This is a genomic window from Phaeovulum sp. (assembly GCF_041596715.1).
Taxonomy (GTDB): domain Bacteria; phylum Pseudomonadota; class Alphaproteobacteria; order Rhodobacterales; family Rhodobacteraceae; genus UBA6213.
Map to the genome: position 1 here is coordinate 1 of NZ_JBFHIA010000046.1, position 15,713 is coordinate 15,713.

The 15,713-nt window shown below is 63.2% G+C and carries 21 protein-coding genes; 16 read left to right on the forward strand and 5 right to left on the reverse strand.

Features of this window, described 5'->3' with window-relative positions:
• The 12 genes from ABY403_RS04920 to ABY403_RS04975 all read left to right on the forward strand — a co-directional run.
• The coding region (locus tag ABY403_RS04920) for a 3-phosphoshikimate 1-carboxyvinyltransferase (protein ID WP_372839516.1) at positions 1–852 on the forward strand (852 nt) is incomplete at its 5' end.
• Positions 849–1,361, forward strand: a complete 513-nt coding sequence (locus ABY403_RS04925; RefSeq protein WP_372839517.1) for a hypothetical protein — start codon at positions 849–851, stop codon at positions 1,359–1,361. The genes ABY403_RS04920 and ABY403_RS04925, both read left to right, overlap by 4 nt.
• Complete coding sequence (locus tag ABY403_RS04930; RefSeq protein WP_372839518.1) at positions 1,358–1,945, forward strand: d(CMP) kinase; 588 nt, start codon at positions 1,358–1,360, stop codon at positions 1,943–1,945. The genes ABY403_RS04925 and ABY403_RS04930 overlap by 4 nt, the downstream gene beginning before the upstream one ends.
• Positions 1,946–2,093: 148 nt before the next feature.
• Positions 2,094–3,779 carry a 30S ribosomal protein S1 gene (rpsA, locus tag ABY403_RS04935; RefSeq protein ID WP_372839519.1) on the forward strand — a complete coding sequence of 562 codons (1,686 nt, stop codon included), beginning with the start codon at positions 2,094–2,096 and terminating at the stop codon, positions 3,777–3,779.
• A gap of 261 nt (positions 3,780–4,040) precedes the next feature.
• Positions 4,041–4,328, forward strand: a complete 288-nt coding sequence (ihfB, locus tag ABY403_RS04940; protein WP_372839521.1) for an integration host factor subunit beta — start codon at positions 4,041–4,043, stop codon at positions 4,326–4,328.
• On the forward strand, positions 4,329–4,691 hold the full coding sequence (locus ABY403_RS04945) for a lipopolysaccharide assembly LapA domain-containing protein (RefSeq protein ID WP_372839523.1): 363 nt from the start codon (positions 4,329–4,331) through the stop codon (positions 4,689–4,691).
• A 10-nt stretch (positions 4,692–4,701) separates the two neighbouring features.
• The gene (locus ABY403_RS04950; RefSeq protein WP_372839524.1) at positions 4,702–5,340 is read left to right on the forward strand and encodes a phosphoribosylanthranilate isomerase; all 639 of its coding nucleotides are present in this window, start codon (positions 4,702–4,704) and stop codon (positions 5,338–5,340) included.
• On the forward strand, positions 5,337–5,783 hold the full coding sequence (locus tag ABY403_RS04955) for a GNAT family N-acetyltransferase (RefSeq protein ID WP_372839525.1): 447 nt from the start codon (positions 5,337–5,339) through the stop codon (positions 5,781–5,783). The genes ABY403_RS04950 and ABY403_RS04955 overlap by 4 nt, the downstream gene beginning before the upstream one ends.
• Before the next feature lie 14 nt (positions 5,784–5,797).
• The gene (trpB, locus tag ABY403_RS04960; RefSeq protein WP_372839526.1) at positions 5,798–7,024 is read left to right on the forward strand and encodes a tryptophan synthase subunit beta; all 1,227 of its coding nucleotides are present in this window, start codon (positions 5,798–5,800) and stop codon (positions 7,022–7,024) included.
• A 200-nt stretch (positions 7,025–7,224) separates the two neighbouring features.
• Complete coding sequence (locus ABY403_RS04965) at positions 7,225–7,713, forward strand: PepSY domain-containing protein (RefSeq protein ID WP_372839527.1); 489 nt, start codon at positions 7,225–7,227, stop codon at positions 7,711–7,713.
• Between the two features lie 88 nt (positions 7,714–7,801).
• Positions 7,802–8,302, forward strand: a complete 501-nt coding sequence (locus tag ABY403_RS04970; RefSeq protein WP_372839528.1) for a hypothetical protein — start codon at positions 7,802–7,804, stop codon at positions 8,300–8,302.
• Between the two features lie 55 nt (positions 8,303–8,357).
• Positions 8,358–8,939 (forward strand): helix-turn-helix transcriptional regulator, encoded by a 582-nt coding sequence (locus ABY403_RS04975; protein ID WP_372839529.1) that lies wholly within the window; start codon positions 8,358–8,360, stop codon positions 8,937–8,939.
• Here the strand turns inward: ABY403_RS04975 and ABY403_RS04980 are convergent.
• The 4 genes from ABY403_RS04980 to ABY403_RS04995 all read right to left on the reverse strand — a co-directional run bounded on the left by ABY403_RS04980 (position 8,936) and on the right by ABY403_RS04995 (position 12,267).
• Positions 8,936–9,430 (reverse strand): GbsR/MarR family transcriptional regulator, encoded by a 495-nt coding sequence (locus ABY403_RS04980; protein ID WP_372839530.1) that lies wholly within the window; start codon positions 9,428–9,430, stop codon positions 8,936–8,938. The genes ABY403_RS04975 and ABY403_RS04980 overlap by 4 nt on opposite strands.
• Before the next feature lie 14 nt (positions 9,431–9,444).
• Positions 9,445–10,446 (reverse strand): aldose epimerase family protein, encoded by a 1,002-nt coding sequence (locus ABY403_RS04985; RefSeq protein ID WP_372839532.1) that lies wholly within the window; start codon positions 10,444–10,446, stop codon positions 9,445–9,447.
• On the reverse strand, positions 10,443–11,270 hold the full coding sequence (locus ABY403_RS04990) for a 2-dehydro-3-deoxygalactonokinase (RefSeq protein WP_372839534.1): 828 nt from the start codon (positions 11,268–11,270) through the stop codon (positions 10,443–10,445). The genes ABY403_RS04985 and ABY403_RS04990 overlap by 4 nt, the downstream gene beginning before the upstream one ends.
• Before the next feature lie 67 nt (positions 11,271–11,337).
• On the reverse strand, positions 11,338–12,267 hold the full coding sequence (locus tag ABY403_RS04995) for a zinc ABC transporter substrate-binding protein (protein ID WP_372839537.1): 930 nt from the start codon (positions 12,265–12,267) through the stop codon (positions 11,338–11,340).
• Between the two features lie 81 nt (positions 12,268–12,348).
• Between ABY403_RS04995 and ABY403_RS05000 the strand changes: the two genes are divergently transcribed.
• From ABY403_RS05000 to ABY403_RS05015, 4 genes are all read left to right on the forward strand, one after another.
• Positions 12,349–12,852, forward strand: coding sequence for a Fur family transcriptional regulator (locus ABY403_RS05000; protein ID WP_372839539.1), 504 nt, complete (start codon positions 12,349–12,351; stop codon positions 12,850–12,852).
• Positions 12,843–13,664, forward strand: a complete 822-nt coding sequence (locus tag ABY403_RS05005) for a metal ABC transporter ATP-binding protein (protein ID WP_372839540.1) — start codon at positions 12,843–12,845, stop codon at positions 13,662–13,664. Before ABY403_RS05000 ends, ABY403_RS05005 begins: the two co-directional genes overlap by 10 nt.
• On the forward strand, positions 13,654–14,436 hold the full coding sequence (locus tag ABY403_RS05010; RefSeq protein WP_372839541.1) for a metal ABC transporter permease: 783 nt from the start codon (positions 13,654–13,656) through the stop codon (positions 14,434–14,436). Before ABY403_RS05005 ends, ABY403_RS05010 begins: the two co-directional genes overlap by 11 nt.
• 126 nt (positions 14,437–14,562) lie before the next feature.
• Positions 14,563–15,198, forward strand: coding sequence for a CAP domain-containing protein (locus tag ABY403_RS05015; RefSeq protein WP_372839542.1), 636 nt, complete (start codon positions 14,563–14,565; stop codon positions 15,196–15,198).
• A gap of 7 nt (positions 15,199–15,205) precedes the next feature.
• On the opposite strand, the gene ABY403_RS05020 is transcribed toward ABY403_RS05015, so the two are convergent.
• A partial coding sequence (locus ABY403_RS05020) for a YjbF family lipoprotein (protein ID WP_372839544.1) occupies positions 15,206–15,713 on the reverse strand: 508 nt, incomplete at its 5' end.

Sequence of the window (15,713 nt, forward strand, 5' to 3'; positions counted from 1 at the left end):
CGCTACAGCACACCGATGCCTTCGGCGCAGGTGAAATCTGCGGTGTTGCTTGCGGGGTTGAACGCGCCGGGCGAGACGGTGGTGATTGAACGCGAGCCGACGCGCGACCATTCAGAGCGAATGCTGCGCGGCTTTGGTGCGCAGATCGAGGTCGAGGCGGGGCCCGAGGGGCGGATCATCCGGCTGTCTGGGCAGCCCGAGTTGCGCGCGCAATCCGTGGCGGTGCCGCGCGATCCTTCAAGCGCGGCGTTCCCGGTATGCGCGGCGCTGATTGTGCCGGATTCCGATATTCTGGTGCCCGGCGTCAGCCAAAACCCGACGCGAAATGGGCTTTTTACAACTTTAGTGGAAATGGGCGCAGACATCGCCTTTGACAATCCGCGCGAAGAGGGCGGCGAGCCGGTGGCCGACTTGCGGGTGCGGTACTCGGCGCTGAAAGGCGTCGAAGTGCCACCAGAGCGTGCGGCAAGCATGATCGACGAGTTCCCGGTGCTGTCAGTCGTGGCCGCCTTGGCCGAGGGGCGCACGGTGATGCGTGGGGTCAAGGAATTGCGGGTGAAGGAAAGCGACCGCATCGACGCGATGGCGCGGGGGCTTGAGGCCTGCGGCGTGCGCGTGGAGGAAGATGAAGATACGCTGATCGTCTATGGCAAAGGGCCGGGCGGCGTGGCGGGCGGTGCGATCTGTGCCACCCATATCGACCACCGCATCGCGATGGCGTTTCTGGTTCTGGGGTTGGCGAGTGTGCGGCCGATCACGGTTGACGATGGCTCGCCGATTGCGACCTCGTTTCCGGTGTTCGAGGCGCTGATGCGCGGGCTTGGTGCCGATATCGCGCGTGTCGAGGCATGAGGCGCGCGGTATTCTGGCTGCTCTTTGCAGCAATGGCGGGGATTTATGGCGCGATGCTGTTCTGGTCGCTGCCGCGGCTGGAGGCGATGGCGGGCGGGCAAGTGCCGTTTGATCTGCGCCCAACCGGCTACAGCTTGGCCGAGGCGCAAGATCTGTTGGCAGCGTTGGGTGCCGAGGGGCGCGCCTATTACCTTGGCGTGCAGCAGTCGCTTGATAGCGCCTATCCTGCGCTTTACGCGGTGGTGATGGTGATGGCGTTCCGCGCGCTTTTGGCGGGCTGGTGGGGCCGCGTGCTGGGGTTGCTTGCGCTGGCAGGGGCCGCGTTCGATTATCTTGAAAACGCGCGCGTCGCGGTGATGTTGCGGCTACCGCCCGAGGCGGTGAGCGAGGCGATGGTCGCTGCCGCGAGCCTTGCGACAGTGCTAAAAAGCGCCACGGTGGCGCTGGCGCTTGTCAGTGTAAGCGTGCTTTTGGCGCGGCGCGCGCAGCGTCGCTGGGGGCGGATGTGAGCTTTACGGTTGCTATCGACGGGCCTGCGGCTGCGGGCAAGGGCACGATTGCGCGCGCAGTGGCCGCGCGATTCGGCTTTGCGCATCTCGATACCGGGTTGTTGTACCGCGCTGTGGGGGCCAAGGGGGGCGACCCTATCGCGGCGGCGCAGGGGCTGGTGCCTGAAGACCTAGCACGCCCCGATCTGCGCACACTTGCGGCTGGGCAGGCGGCCAGCCGGGTTGCGGCGATCCCCGAGGTTCGGGCCGCACTTATCGAGTTTCAGCGCCGCTTTGCCGCGCAGGCAGGTGGCGCGGTGCTTGACGGGCGCGACATCGGCACGGTGATCTGCCCGAAGGCAGAGGTAAAACTTTACGTCACCGCTAGCGCAGAGGTGCGCGCGCACCGCCGCTGGTTGGAAGTGGGCGGTGATGAGGCGCAGGTTCTGGCTGAGGTGCAAGAACGCGACGCGCGCGACATGGGGCGCGCCGATGCGCCGCTTTGCGCCGCGGCTGATGCGGTGGTTCTTGATACGAGCACGATGAGCATCGAGGACGCGGTGGCGCAGGCGGTGGCGGTGGTTGCCGCCCGCCGCAGTGCATGAAGCTTGCTTCGAACGCGAAAGCCCCTTATAGCGACGCGAGTTTTCAAGGGTCCGGTGCAGCCGGGGCCCCCTTGGGGATTTTTTCAATCAAAGACCGGCGGAGCCAACCGCATGGCCAGTGAAACACTCGAAAAGGAAACTGAACCGCATGTGCGCCAAAACTACCATGGAAGAATTCGAAGCCCTTCTGAACGAAAGCTTCGAAATTGACACGCCCGCCGAGGGCTCTGTTGTCAAAGGCAAGGTCATCGCCATCGAGGCGGGGCAAGCCATCATCGACGTCGGCTACAAGATGGAAGGCCGCATCGATCTGAAAGAATTCGCTAACCCCGGCGAAGCCCCCTCGATTGCTGTGGGCGATACCGTGGAAGTGTTCCTTGAGCGCGTCGAAAATGCGCGCGGCGAGGCCAGCATCAGCCGCGAAAAAGCGCGCCGTGAAGAAGCTTGGGATCGCCTGGAAAAAGCCTACGAGAAAGAAGAGCGCGTCGATGGCGCCATCTTCGGCCGCGTCAAGGGTGGCTTCACGGTCGATCTTGGCGGCGCTGTTGCGTTCTTGCCCGGCAGCCAAGTTGACGTGCGCCCTGTGCGCGATGCCGGCCCGCTGATGGGGCTCAAGCAGCCGTTCCAGATTCTGAAAATGGACCGTCGCCGTGGCAACATCGTGGTTTCGCGCCGCGCGATCCTTGAAGAAAGCCGCGCCGAACAGCGCGCCGAAGTGATCGGCAACCTCACCGAAGGCCAAGTGGTCGATGGTGTGGTCAAGAACATCACCGAATACGGTGCGTTCGTTGACCTTGGCGGCGTTGATGGCCTGCTGCACGTCACCGATATGGCGTGGCGCCGGGTCAACCACCCGTCCGAGATTCTGGCGATCGGCGAAACCGTCAAGGTTCAGGTCGTCAAGATCAACAAGGAAACCCACCGCATCAGCCTTGGCATGAAGCAACTGCTGTCGGATCCGTGGGATTCGGTGGAAGAGAAGTTCCCGCTCGGCTCGGTGCACAAAGGTCGCGTGACCAACATCACCGACTACGGCGCATTCGTAGAGTTGGAAGCGGGCGTCGAGGGTCTTGTGCACGTTTCGGAAATGTCGTGGACCAAGAAAAACGTCCACCCCGGCAAGATCGTTTCGACCTCGCAAGAAGTCGATGTGATGGTGCTGGAAATCGACACCGCCAAACGCCGCGTTTCGCTGGGCCTCAAGCAAACCCAACGCAACCCGTGGGAAGTGTTTGCCGAAACCCACCCGGTCGGCACGATGATCGAAGGCGAAGTGAAGAACATCACCGAATTCGGTCTGTTTATCGGCCTCGACAACGACATCGACGGCATGGTGCACCTGTCTGACCTGAGCTGGGATCAGCGCGGCGAAGATGCTATCGCCAACTACCGCAAAGGCGATGTGGTCAAGGCTGCCGTCACCGAAGTGGATGTTGAAAAAGAGCGTATCTCGCTGTCGGTCAAGGCGCTTGACGCCGATACCTTCTCGGATGCGGTCGATGGTGTGAAGCGTGGCTCGGTCATTACTGTAACCGTGACCGCGATCGAAGAGGGCGGGATCGAGTGCGATTACAACGGCATGAAGTCGTTCATCCGCCGCTCGGACCTGTCGCGCGAGCGTTCTGAGCAACGCCCCGAGCGTTTCCAGGTCGGCGACCACGTCGATGTGCGTGTGACCAACGTCGATTCCAAGACCCGTCGTCTTGGCGTTTCGATCAAGGCACGCGAGATCGCGGAAGAGAAAGAAGCCGTCGAACAATACGGCTCTTCGGACTCGGGCGCCTCGCTGGGCGACATTCTCGGCGCTGCCCTGAAAGGCAACGGCGAGCGCTGAGTCGCACCGAAGAAATCAGCACTTGGCCCCGCCTGCAAAGGTGGGGCCTTGTCATGTCTGAATGATTCGCTGCGGCGCACGAAGCGGGCTGTCAGTGGCGATGCTGCATCGCCGCAACAGGCGAAAGCACGCGCAACTCTGGCTTTGGAGTGGAAAAATACGCTATTCCAAGGACTTTGCCATTTGTGCGGGGAAAAATTGTGCATATAGTCATGTCTAGTCTTTCCGGGCGCTGTAGCCTGGGTAGCTAGGGGGATGTCCATGATTCGGTCAGAACTTATTTCGCGCATCGCCGATGACAACCCGGAGTTGTCGCTTCGACATGTCGAGAAGATCGTGAATACGATCTTCGACGAGATCGTCGAGGCGATGGCGCGAGGGGATCGTGTCGAGTTGCGCGGTTTTGGTGCCTTTTCGGTCAAGCAGCGTGACGCTCGCACAGGGCGTAACCCGCGTACCGGCACTGCGGTCGAAGTCGAGGAAAAGCATGTTCCGTTCTTCAAGACCGGCAAGCTTTTGCGCGACAGGCTAAACGGAAACGAGGGCTGAATGCTGCGCTGGCTGCGCTGGGTGTTTCTGGCGGTATTGGCCGTGGTGCTTGTCACCTTGGCGCTGGCCAACCGTGGGCTGGTGACACTGCGGCTCATGCCTGATTCAGCGGGCAACTTTCTGGGGCTCCAGTGGTCGCTGGAGTTGCCGCTGTTTCTGGTGATCTTTGCCGGCATCCTGCTTGGTATTCTGATTGGCTTTGTCTGGGAATGGATGCGCGAGGCGCGACTGCGTTCCGCCGCCAGCCAGATTGCACGCGAAAAAGCGCGGCTGGAACGAGAACTGGCGCGCGCAGGCGCTGCGGCGCCGGGCAAGAGTGACGAAGTATTGGAGTTGCTTGAGCAACCACGCGGCACGCGGTAAGCCTGCCTGCATGGATATCCGAGTCAAAATCTGCGGGTTGACCCAGCCCGAACACGTTGCCGCTGCTGCGGCGGCGGGGGCGAACTATCTGGGTTTCGTATTCTTCGCCCGATCACCGCGCAACCTTGCCTTGGCACGTGCGCGCGATCTGGCGCTGACAGTGCCGGCTGGCATCGCCAAGGTTGGCCTTGTGGTCGATGCCGATGATGCCTTTCTCGATGCGCTTACTGCCGAAGTCCCGCTCGATATGTTGCAGTTGCACGGCCGCGAAACCGTGGCGCGGGTGGCCGAGGTGCGCGCGCGCTATGGCCTTCCGGTGATGAAGGCAATCGGCATTGCCGCCGAGGCCGATCTTGCCGCGGTGGCCGAATACGGCCGCGTGGCAGATCAGATACTGGTGGATGCCAAGGCCCCTGCCGGCGCTGATTTGCCCGGCGGCAATGGCCGCGCCTTTGATTGGACCCTGCTCAGCCGCCGCCGCTGGCCCTGCCCGTGGATGCTGGCCGGGGGGTTAACACCTGCAAACGTGGCCGAGGCGATTTATCTGACCGGGGCAAAGCAGGTGGATGTATCTTCGGGCGTGGAAGTCGCGCCGGGGCAAAAAGACGCCGGGCTGATTGCCGATTTCATCACAAGGGCGCGGACATGACGCTTTGGCGCGAGGCGAGTGTGGCCGATGTCCCCGCCGTGGTGGCGTTGCTGGCCGACGATATGCTGGGTGCCGCGCGCGAGGGTGAGGACATGACGCCTTACCTTGCGGCGTTTGTCGAAATGCAGCGGCAAGGGGCGAACACGCTGGTCGTGGGCGAACAGGCGGGGCGCATCGTTGCCACCTATCAGATCACCATTCTGCACGGGCTTTCCCAAAAGGCCGCGCGCCGCGCGCAGATCGAGGCGGTGCGGGTTGCTGCCGATTTGCGCGGGCAGGGGCTAGGCGGAGAGATGATGGCCGATGCCGAGGCGCGCGCGCGTGCGGCCGGGTGCCGCGTGATGCAGTTGACCACCAACAAGGCGCGTCTAGATGCGCATCGTTTCTATGATCGGCTCGGCTTTACCCCCAGCCACATTGGCTATAAACGCGAACTGGATTGAACAAGGGGCGCCCCATGGCCGACGACCGCATCAACAGCTTTAAGACCGGGCCGGATGAACAAGGGCGCTTTGGCATCTTTGGCGGGCGCTTCGTTTCCGAAACCCTGATGCCGCTGGTGCTTGCACTCGAGGAAGAATACGAGCGCGCCAAGATCGACGCGAGCTTCTGGGCCGAGATGGACGATCTTTGGAAGCACTATGTTGGCCGCCCCTCGCCGCTCTATTTCGCCGAGCGGCTGACCGAACATCTCGGCGGCGCGAAAATCTACATGAAACGCGACGAGTTGAACCATACCGGCGCGCACAAGATCAACAACGTGCTGGGGCAGATCTTGCTGGCCCGCCGCATGGGCAAAACCCGGATCATCGCGGAAACCGGGGCCGGGCAGCACGGGGTGGCGACCGCCACGGTCTGCGCGCGTTTCGGGCTGCAATGCGTGGTCTATATGGGCGCCACCGATGTCGAGCGCCAGGCACCGAACGTGTTTCGGATGCGGCTTCTGGGTGCCGAAGTCATCCCCGTCACCTCGGGGCGCGGCACGCTGAAAGACGCCATGAACGACGCGCTGCGCGACTGGGTGACCAATGTGCGCGACACGTTCTATTGCATTGGCACGGTGGCTGGGCCGCACCCTTACCCCGCGATGGTGCGCGATTTCCAATCAATCATCGGCAAGGAAGCCCGCGCGCAGATGCTGGAGCGCGAAGGCCGTTTGCCCGATACGCTGGTTGCCGCAATTGGCGGCGGCTCCAACGCGATGGGGCTGTTCTTTCCGTTCCTCGACGATGCCTCGGTTCAGATCATCGGGGTCGAGGCTGGGGGCCACGGCGTTGACGACCGGATGGAACATTGTGCAAGCCTTACCGGCGGGCGGCCCGGCGTGCTGCATGGCAACCGCACCTATTTGCTGCAAGACGGCGATGGTCAGATCCTTGAAGGCCACTCGATTTCGGCGGGGCTTGATTATCCGGGCATCGGGCCGGAGCATAGCTGGCTGCACGAGGTTGGGCGGGCCAAATATGTAAGCATCACCGACATGGAGGCGCTTGAGGCGTTTCAGCTGTGCTGCCTGCAAGAAGGCATCATTCCGGCGCTGGAACCAAGTCACGCGCTGGCGCATGTGATGAAAATCGCGCCCGAATTGCCGCGCGATCATCTGATCATCATGAACATGTGTGGGCGGGGCGACAAAGACATCTTTACGGTCGCGCGCCACCTCGGCTTTGACATGAAGATCTAAGTATAAGCAAATGCTTTAAAAAAGCCCCGCCGCGCCGTCGCGTCGGGGCTTTTTTATGCCATAAACCTCAGTTTATGCCTGTCTGGCTGAGGGTTATTGGGGCGGGTTTATGCCTTGCGGTAAATGTTCTTTGCCCGGGTCGTCTGGAACTGTCGGCGTATCGCAACAGGCGAAACGCCATCACATCAGGGAGACCCAGAATGAAACGCTCACTTCAGATCGCGGCAGTCGTTCTTGCGCTAGGCGGTGCTAGTGCCGCCTATGCCGAAATAGACACCGCCGCGATGATCTCAGATCTGGCCGCGAAGGGCTATACCGTGACAGAGATCCAGCCCTTGGGCGCAACGGTGAAGGTCGAAGCGACCAACGGCACACAAAAGCTGGAAGTCACTTATGACTCGACGACCGGCCTCGTGCTTTACCAAGAACTGCGCGAACATTCGCAATCGACGAATGGCGGCGAAAACGGCGCAGGCGGCGTAAGCGGCAGCGACGATGATCTGCACGACGACGACATGCACGACGACGATGACGACATGCACGACGACGATGACGACGGTAGTGATGACGACGGCGAAGATGACAGCGACGATGATCATGGCGACGACGACAGCGACGATGACAGCGACGACGACAGCGACGACGACAGCGATGACGACAGCGACGACGATCATGGCGACGACGACTGATCGAATGTGGCCGACAACTCTGTTGGCAGATTTGCCACCGAGCGCGTAGTCTCATTACGTGTTGCAAGCCCCCCCGGAGCTATCGACAGTGGTGTCGGGCACCGGGGGTAAGCTTTTCGCGAAGGGGGAATTGATGGGGGTGAGGCTGGCAGCACTGGCGACGGCCCTTATGCTATCGGCAGGGGCGGCGCTTGGGTTGGGGTTATCGGCCGACCAGATCGTGCAGCAACTGCGCAATCAGGGCTACGGCGAAATTACCATTTCGCGCACCTTTTTGGGCAGAACCCGAATCGTGGCCATCGGCGCTTTGGGGCGGCGCGAGATCATCATCGACCCACGCAACGGCGTAATCTTGCGCGATCTTTATATTGACGCAAACAATGTCGCCGCGCGCGGCAGATTTGTGCTTGAAGATGACTCAGAGAAAGGCGCGAAGGCTACGAACGCCAGCAGCGACGACGATGCAAGCGACGATAGCGCGGATGACAGCGAGGAAGAGCAAGAGGACGAGCAAGAGGACGAGCACGAGGAGGAGGACGAACGTGAAGACGAGGAGGAGGACGAAAGTGAAGACGAGGACGATCACTGAGACACCGATCGAGCCTTTCGGCGCTGGCGCAGGTTGAACGCATGTGGGGGAGCGTATGGTTCTTTGGCGTTTGCCGGGCAGGGGTGTGATGCGCCGTTTTGGCATCATCGCGGTGTTTGTCGTACAACTGCTCTGTGCGCTGTTCTTCATTTCAGACCTCGTCATGTCGATGCTGGGTCTGGTGGTGCTGCCAATTACGTGGGGCTTTCACGAAAGCCTTGAAATTGCCGCAGTGCTCAGCTTGCTGATCGGCCTGTGGATGGCCTTGATTGCGCTGTCACGCTTGCAACGCGACCACCGAGAGGCAAGCGAAAAGCTGCGCAGGGCCTCGGGCGCATTCATGACCCTGCTTTCAGAACGATTTGACGACTGGGGGCTGACACCTGCCGAGCGCGATGTCGCGCTTTTTGCCATCAAAGGGATGAGCACCGCTGAAATCGCCGCGATGCGAGCGACATCGGAGGGCACGGTCAAGGCGCAGACCAATGCAATCTATCGCAAGGCGGAAGTGAACGGGCGCGGCCAGTTGCTGAGCCTTTTCATCGAAGATCTGATGGCCGAAGCGCATTTGCCTGCGATTGCGCCCGCATCAGAAGCATCCGATACGGTCGAGCCCGAAATCCGGGCGGGCACCTAAGACTTTTTCTTCTTTTTCTTGGCGCGCGGCTCGGGTGCCGTGCGTGCAAACTCGTGCTCCATCTCGGCCGGGGTCATGTGCCGCAAGGCTTCGAGCCACGCGGAAACAGCAGCAAGCATCTTCGCCAGATCTACGGCGCCGGGATCGGCAGGCAGTGCAGCGAGGCGGTCGAGCAGCGGCATCAGATCGCGGCGCAGGCGCAGCGCAAGGTGTTGGCGCAGCAATGCCCATGCATTTTCGGGGGCGCTGTAGCCATCGCGCCGCGTGCCCTGCAAGCGTTCGGCATGCACCATGCCAGTCTCGCGCAGTTCCTTGAGCGCGGTTGAAACGGCTGAACGTGATAGCCCGGTCGCGGCCATGATTGCATCGGCATCAGGCGGGTTGGGCGCGCGCCAGATGGTGGCAAGGCACTGTCCCGCCGGGCGCGAAATGCCGAAAAGCGCGGCGGCGTCGGTGAAAATGGCGACAAGGTCGGATCGGGGCGAAGGCATGGGTGGCTCCGTCTTCAGTTTTGGGAAATGCGGCTGAGGCTATATCGGGTCAGTTGCTGAAAAATTGCGTCGGCTTGTAGCAGAACCGAAGGAAACTCCGGGTGTGCGGGGGCATCGGGCCATAGCTGCGGCTCGAGTGCAAGCCCGGCGTAGGGCCCATAGGGTAAGCCGCCAAGACCCGGCCAAGGTGCGGTAAATATCCCGGCGCCGTCATAAACCTGCAAACCCGGCGCGGTGCTTGCGAGTGCAAGCGTGATGCCGCGCGCACCGCGTAGGGTGGCAATTTCAGTCAGCGGGCGCGGTTTTTGTGCCAGCACATAGCAATGATCAAGCGGGGGCAGGTCGGCTAGGTTGCGCATTTCGCGCAGATCGCGCGGATCGCCGGTAAGGGGCGCGATCTGGCCGCTTGGCAGGCAGGCGGCATCGGTTGGCAGCAGCGCATCTGCGGCGACGTGCAGCCAATGGCCCGAAGTTTCGGCGCTGCCGTCAAGGTTCCAATAGGGGTGGTGCGCAAGGTTCATCAGTGTCGACGCGTCGGTGGTTGCGGTCAACTCTAGTTCCAGTGTGCCCGGCGCACTGATCCGGTATTCGGCGCAAAGCTGGCGATTGCCGGGAAAGCCGCCAACCCCCGCGGCTAGATCAAGCCGCAACGTCAGCCGGTCTGCGCGGGCCTCAGCCACGCGCCATATCTGGCCCGAGGTGCCGCTGCTGCCGCCGTGCAGGGTATTGGGGCCGTCATTTGCCTCAAACCGCGCCCGCTGCCCGGCAATCATCGCCTCAGCGCCGCTGATCCGATTGGCAACCGGCCCGACCACCGCGCCAAACCACGCCATCGGGCCTTCGTAGGCACCGAGTTGGTCAGACCCTAAGACGAGCGGCCAGTCTGCTCCCTGTAGCCGCAGATCCTGCAAAATCGCGCCGAGCGTTAGCACCTGCACGCGCAGCCCGCCTGCCACGAGGGTGGCGATCTGAACCTCGCGCCCATCCCGCAGGTGGCCAAAAGGCGTGACGGTCATGGCGCAACCGAGCGCGCGGCCAATGCGAAGCCCGCAAGCAGCGCAGCCTTTGCACTGCCTTCGCTGGCCTGCACGCCTTGTGCCGCCAATGCCCGCAAATAAAGCGCGGCTTGGGGCCCAAGCACCCGCAACCGCTGCCCAAGCCACCAGGGCCGCGCCGCCGCCAGTTCCGCGCCGATCAGTGCAGCGTGCAGACGCGCGCGCGCCTCGGCGGCGGGCAGTGCGGGTGCATCGGCAAGCAGCCGTAGCAGACGCTCGGGGCGCGAAAGCGTCTCGGCGAGGTCGGCATCAAACCTTTCGTAGGAAAGCGCGGTGCCAGCGGGCAGGGCGGCAAAAGCGGGGCTTGCGGCAACCGCCTCGGCCAGTGCGCCAGACATCAGAATGGTGGCGCTGACCACTTCGCCCGCACTCAGCTCGGCCCAGACCGAGGTGGCATCGGTCAGGCAGATCACGCCGTCAAAGCCCGGGTCGGCGGCAAGGCATCCGGCCAGTTGCAGCGACGCGGTGGCAGGTAGCAGCGCATACGGTGTGCGCAGTTCCAACGCGGGCATCAGCCAAAGCCGGGGCGGGCCTGCGGGCAGCAAATATCCGGGCTCGAAAGGGCGGCAGGGCAGGGCGTGTGGTGCTACACCCGGCGCGCCGCACAGGATTATCGGGCGGTCTGCCTTGCCGGGTAGTCTTGCCGCCAGCTCTGCCACCACCTCGCTTAGCGGTGCCGAGCCGGGTGGCAACGGCACCGTCATTGGCGCAGCGTCATGCCCTGCGCTTGTAGCCCAGAGCTCCACGCTGTGCGTCGTGGCCACCGCTCCGATCCAGTTCGTCATTTCCGCCCCGCGCGCCTTTGCCAGTATGGCCCCATTTAGACGCGGGTTTCGGGCGGCGGGCAAGCGATCAGCGCGGCATGAGGCAATCGGTCAAGGCGCTTGCCAACCCCCGCAGCAACGCTTCGTAAAGCCCCGGTCCCGCGTCGAGCATACTGCCGGTCGGGTCAAGCTCTGCCCCCGCGCGGACAGGCGTGCCTTCCAGTATCAGCGCAAGTTGGCGCTGGTCGTGCCCCGCCTCGGGAAAGGCGCAGACAATCCCGCCTGCTGTCAGTTCGGCGCGCAGTTCGGTCAGATGCGCGGCACCGGGGGCGCTGGCATCGCCTTCATTGAGCGCGCCCGCAATATGCAGCCCGTAGTGATCGGCGAAATATCCGTAGGCATCGTGCGGAACCACGAACGGGCGGTCCGCGATGGGGGCGAGGGTTGCCGCAAGTTCACTATCCAATGCCTGCAACCGTGCGGCACCGGCTGCTGCATTGGCCGCATAGGTTGCAGCGTTTGCGGGGTCGGCCGCGGCAAGCTCTGCTGCGATCTGTGCTAACCATGCACTGCCGTTGGCTGGGTCTAGCCACGCGTGCGGGTCCAGCCCCTCATGGTCATGTTCGTCGTGGCCCGCGTCTGCCTCTGCTTCGTGATCGTGTGCGCCCTGCTCATCGAAAAGGCGCAAATGGGTTCCGGGCGCATCGAGCAATGCGACCGAATGGCCTTTCAGCCCGGCCCCCTCGACGGTGCGGCCCAGCCACGGCGAAAGCCGCTCGCCCACCCAGAATACAAGATCGGCACGCTGCAACGCCGCAGCCTGCGATGGGCGCAACTGGTAGGAATGGGCGCTCGCCCCCGGCGGTAGCAGCACATCGGCTGTGCCGACGTCGCCCAACACGATTTCGACCAGTGATTGCACCACAGCAACGTCTGTGATGATCACAGGCGGTGCGGCGAAGGCGAAGCTGGGAATAAAGGCGGTGGCGGCGGCGAGGCTGAGGCGAGGGTGGCGCATGGAAACTCCGAGGAACTTGTGTTGCGCCGCGCATCATGTATGTTATAGCATAACAGTGCAAGCGAATTGTGATAAGATAACATGACTGAGCCGGATCTCGCCTTTTCCACCCATGACCATGCGCATTGCAGCCACGACCTTTTGGCCCGTGCCGAGGCGGTGGCCGAGGCGCAGGGCGCGCGCTTTACGCCGGTGCGGCGGCGCGTGCTGGAGATATTACTCGAGGCGCACCGCGCGATGGGTGCCTATGAGGTGCTCGACCGGCTGGCCGCCGAGGGCTATGGCAAGCAGCCGCCCGTAGCTTACCGCGCGCTCGAGTTTCTGGTCGAGCAGGGGTTGGCGCACCGGGTGCGGCGTCTCAACGCCTTTGCCGCCTGCACACATCCGGGCGAAGACCATGCCCCGGCCTTTCTGATTTGCCGCGCCTGCGGGGCGGTGGCCGAGGCACCTGCGCTGGCACCCCGCGCTGCACTAGAGGCGGCGGCGGCACCTTTGGGCTTTGTCATCGAACGTTGCACGATCGAGGCGTTGGGGCTTTGCCCAACCTGTTCCGCCGCAGCAACAGAGGCCGCCCCATGCACCTGATCAGCGCCACGGGCCTTAGCGTGCATCACGGTGGCGTCGATGTACTGGCCGATATCGATTTCGCCATCGACCGCGGAGAAATCGTCACCATCGTCGGCCCGAACGGGTCTGGCAAATCCACGCTTGTGCGCGCGCTGATCGGGCTAGAGCATACGGCGCGGGGCGAGGTCGTGCACCAAACGGGCCTGCGCATCGGATATGTTCCGCAGCGGTTGCACATCGATGCCTCGTTGCCGCTGACAGTGGCGCGGTTCTTGTGCCTACCGCGCTGGATTGCACGCGCAGACATCTCTGCGGCGCTTGCACGAACCGGCGTTGCGGGGCTGGAGCGGCGCCCGATATCGGCGCTATCGGGCGGGCAGTTTCAGCGGGTGCTTCTGGCGCGCGCGTTGCTATCGCGCCCCGACATCCTCATTCTTGACGAACCGACGCAGGGGCTGGACCAGCCCGGAATCGCTGCCTTTTACCGGCTGCTGTCCGATTTGAGGCACGAACTTGGTTGTGCCGTGCTGTTGGTCAGTCACGATCTGCACGTGGTCATGGCCGCCTCGGATCGGGTCATCTGCCTCAACGGCCATATCTGCTGTGAGGGGGCACCGCGCGTGGTTTCGGCCGCACCCGAATACCGCGCGCTATTCGGGCTTGGCACAGGCGGTGCGCTGGCGCTTTACCAGCATGTGCACGACCACGACCACGAACACGACATTGGCCACGGCCACGACCCAGAGCATCCGCACAGCCACCCGCACGACCACGACCACCCGCATCCTCCCCCACACCCGCCAAGCGACGAGCCGCCCCATGCTGGATGATTTTCTGTTTCGCGCAGCCCTCGCCGGGGTTGGTCTGACGCTGGCGACCGGGCCGCTTGGTGCTTTTGTGGTGTGGCGGCGGATGGCCTATTTCGGCGACGCCACCGCGCACGCGGCAATATTGGGCGTGGCGCTGTCGTTCGGTTTTGGCATTTCGGTCTATGTGGGCATCATCGCCGTGGCGCTGGGCATGGCCATCACGGTGGCAAGCCTTGCCGGGCGCGGCCATACGATGGATGCAACGCTGGGCGTCTTGGCACATTCGGCGCTAGCCTTCGGTCTGGTCGCGGCATCTTTTCTGACCGAGGTGCGGGTTGATCTATCGGCGTGGCTGTTTGGCGACATTCTTGCGGTTGGGCGCAGCGATCTGGTTGTCGTCTGGTTGGGCGCATTGGCGGTGCTGGCGCTACTGGCGTGGCGTTGGCAGGCGCTTTTGACAGCGACGGTCAGTGACGAGCTTGCGGTTGCTTCAGGGCTCAATCCGCGGCGCGAAGGGCTGGCGCTGACACTGGCGCTGGCGTTGGTGGTAGCGGTGGCGATCAAGATCGTCGGGGCGCTGCTGATAGCGGCCATGCTGATTATCCCGGCGGCGGCGGCGCGGCGGTTGGCGCGCGGGCCCGAGGGCATGGCGGCACTGGCAAGCCTGATCGGCGCGCTTGCCGTGCTGGCGGGGCTTGCGGCCTCGCTTCGCTTCGACACGCCCGCAGGCCCGTCGATCGTGGCCGCGGCGGCAAGCCTGTTTGCGCTGATCGCGCTATTGCCGCGGCGCTAGGGCCGCGGCCGGGGCATTGCGCGCCCAAAGCGCCGCAGATCGGGTGAATATGAGCCCATTTCTGCCATCAAACCGCCGCAAGCATCGCGCAGGTTTTTCCTTCGAAAATGACACGGAGGGATCAGGATGCGCATGGTCAAATTTGGGTTCGGGGCGCTCGTCATGTTGGCGGCACTGAGTGTTGCGGGGGCCGCAGATGCTTGCTCGCTGGCACGGGTTTCGGGCGCGGAGGCGGTGGTTCCCGCAACGGGGCGGATCGACGCGCGCTTGGTCGATGCCTCGATCCGCGCCGAAGTGAACTATCAGCGTTGCCGCGCCGGGCTCAGCGAACTAGCCGAGGCACCGGGGCTGGCCGAGGCCGCCGCGACCCATGCCAAGTGGATGGCGCGGTCGCGCACCATGAGCCACGAATCCTCTGTGCCCGGGCAGTCGAGCGTGAAAGCGCGGTTGAAATCGGCGGGTATCGACTTTCGCGCAGGGTCCGAAAACATTGGCATGGTCGCGCGCTATGGTATCGACGGTATCCAGTTTCGTATTCGTGACGCGAGTTCCTGCGCCTTTGCCACACAAGCGGGCGAGCCGATCGGCGCGCATAGCTATCAAAGCCTCGCGCGGCATATCGTGAATCTTTGGGCGGCGTCACCCGCGCACCGCAAGAACATGCTCGACCCGAGCATGCGTATGGTCGGATCGGGGGCAGGCTTCGACGCCTCGGCACCCTATTGCGGTGCCTATTATGTGTCACAGGAATACGCGGGCTGACCCCGGTTCAGGGGCGCAAGGTCTGTAGCGTGACATAGCCAAGTTCTGGCCCGATCCACTGGCGCGAGGCCAGCACCTCGCCCTTGTCGCTGACCAGATAGGCTGACGCGACCGACTGCCCCTGAAACGCGCAGACCTCTATCATCTGTGTGCCGCTGAAGGTCAGGCCCGCAACTTCATACTCGCTCTTGTCGGCGCGCTGGATGGTGCAGTCCATTGGCAAGGGGCGCTCGACATTTTCAGCGTCAAGATAGCGCTGCACCTTGGGGGCGGTGCCGTCTTTGCGTGCTTGAATAAGTGCGGCAACGGCGTCTGTATCGGCGCTCATCACATCATGGCCAAAACCGCGCGTGGCGGCCAGTATCCCGTCACGCAGAATGATGCTTTGCTTGGAGGGCAATGCATAGGTGCGCATCGGGCCATTCTCGCCGTAAAGCCCCATGACGGTAGTCTTGCTTTGCGCTTCAATCGTTACCAGCATCAGTGGCCCGGCGAAGGATTCGAGCGCGTCCGCA

What these genes read in the sequence shown, in the direction of transcription:
- ABY403_RS05010 (WP_372839541.1), top strand. Translation starts at nt 13,654, where the DNA reads ATGCTGGATGATTTTCTGTTTCGCGCAGCCCTCGCCGGGGTTGGTCTG.
- ABY403_RS04990 (WP_372839534.1), bottom strand. Translation starts at nt 11,270, where the DNA reads ATGACGAACTGGATCGGAGCGGTGGCCACGACGCACAGCGTGGAGCTC.
- ABY403_RS05015 (WP_372839542.1), top strand. Translation starts at nt 14,563, where the DNA reads ATGCGCATGGTCAAATTTGGGTTCGGGGCGCTCGTCATGTTGGCGGCA.
- ABY403_RS04945 (WP_372839523.1), top strand. Translation starts at nt 4,329, where the DNA reads ATGCTGCGCTGGCTGCGCTGGGTGTTTCTGGCGGTATTGGCCGTGGTG.
- ABY403_RS04980 (WP_372839530.1), bottom strand. Translation starts at nt 9,430, where the DNA reads ATGCCTTCGCCCCGATCCGACCTTGTCGCCATTTTCACCGACGCCGCC.
- ihfB (WP_372839521.1), top strand. Translation starts at nt 4,041, where the DNA reads ATGATTCGGTCAGAACTTATTTCGCGCATCGCCGATGACAACCCGGAG.
- ABY403_RS04995 (WP_372839537.1), bottom strand. Translation starts at nt 12,267, where the DNA reads ATGCGCCACCCTCGCCTCAGCCTCGCCGCCGCCACCGCCTTTATTCCC.
- ABY403_RS04950 (WP_372839524.1), top strand. Translation starts at nt 4,702, where the DNA reads ATGGATATCCGAGTCAAAATCTGCGGGTTGACCCAGCCCGAACACGTT.
- rpsA (WP_372839519.1), top strand. Translation starts at nt 2,094, where the DNA reads ATGTGCGCCAAAACTACCATGGAAGAATTCGAAGCCCTTCTGAACGAA.
- ABY403_RS04975 (WP_372839529.1), top strand. Translation starts at nt 8,358, where the DNA reads ATGGTTCTTTGGCGTTTGCCGGGCAGGGGTGTGATGCGCCGTTTTGGC.
- ABY403_RS04965 (WP_372839527.1), top strand. Translation starts at nt 7,225, where the DNA reads ATGAAACGCTCACTTCAGATCGCGGCAGTCGTTCTTGCGCTAGGCGGT.
- trpB (WP_372839526.1), top strand. Translation starts at nt 5,798, where the DNA reads ATGGCCGACGACCGCATCAACAGCTTTAAGACCGGGCCGGATGAACAA.
- ABY403_RS05005 (WP_372839540.1), top strand. Translation starts at nt 12,843, where the DNA reads ATGCACCTGATCAGCGCCACGGGCCTTAGCGTGCATCACGGTGGCGTC.
- ABY403_RS04925 (WP_372839517.1), top strand. Translation starts at nt 849, where the DNA reads ATGAGGCGCGCGGTATTCTGGCTGCTCTTTGCAGCAATGGCGGGGATT.
- ABY403_RS05000 (WP_372839539.1), top strand. Translation starts at nt 12,349, where the DNA reads ATGACTGAGCCGGATCTCGCCTTTTCCACCCATGACCATGCGCATTGC.
- ABY403_RS04985 (WP_372839532.1), bottom strand. Translation starts at nt 10,446, where the DNA reads ATGACCGTCACGCCTTTTGGCCACCTGCGGGATGGGCGCGAGGTTCAG.
- ABY403_RS04955 (WP_372839525.1), top strand. Translation starts at nt 5,337, where the DNA reads ATGACGCTTTGGCGCGAGGCGAGTGTGGCCGATGTCCCCGCCGTGGTG.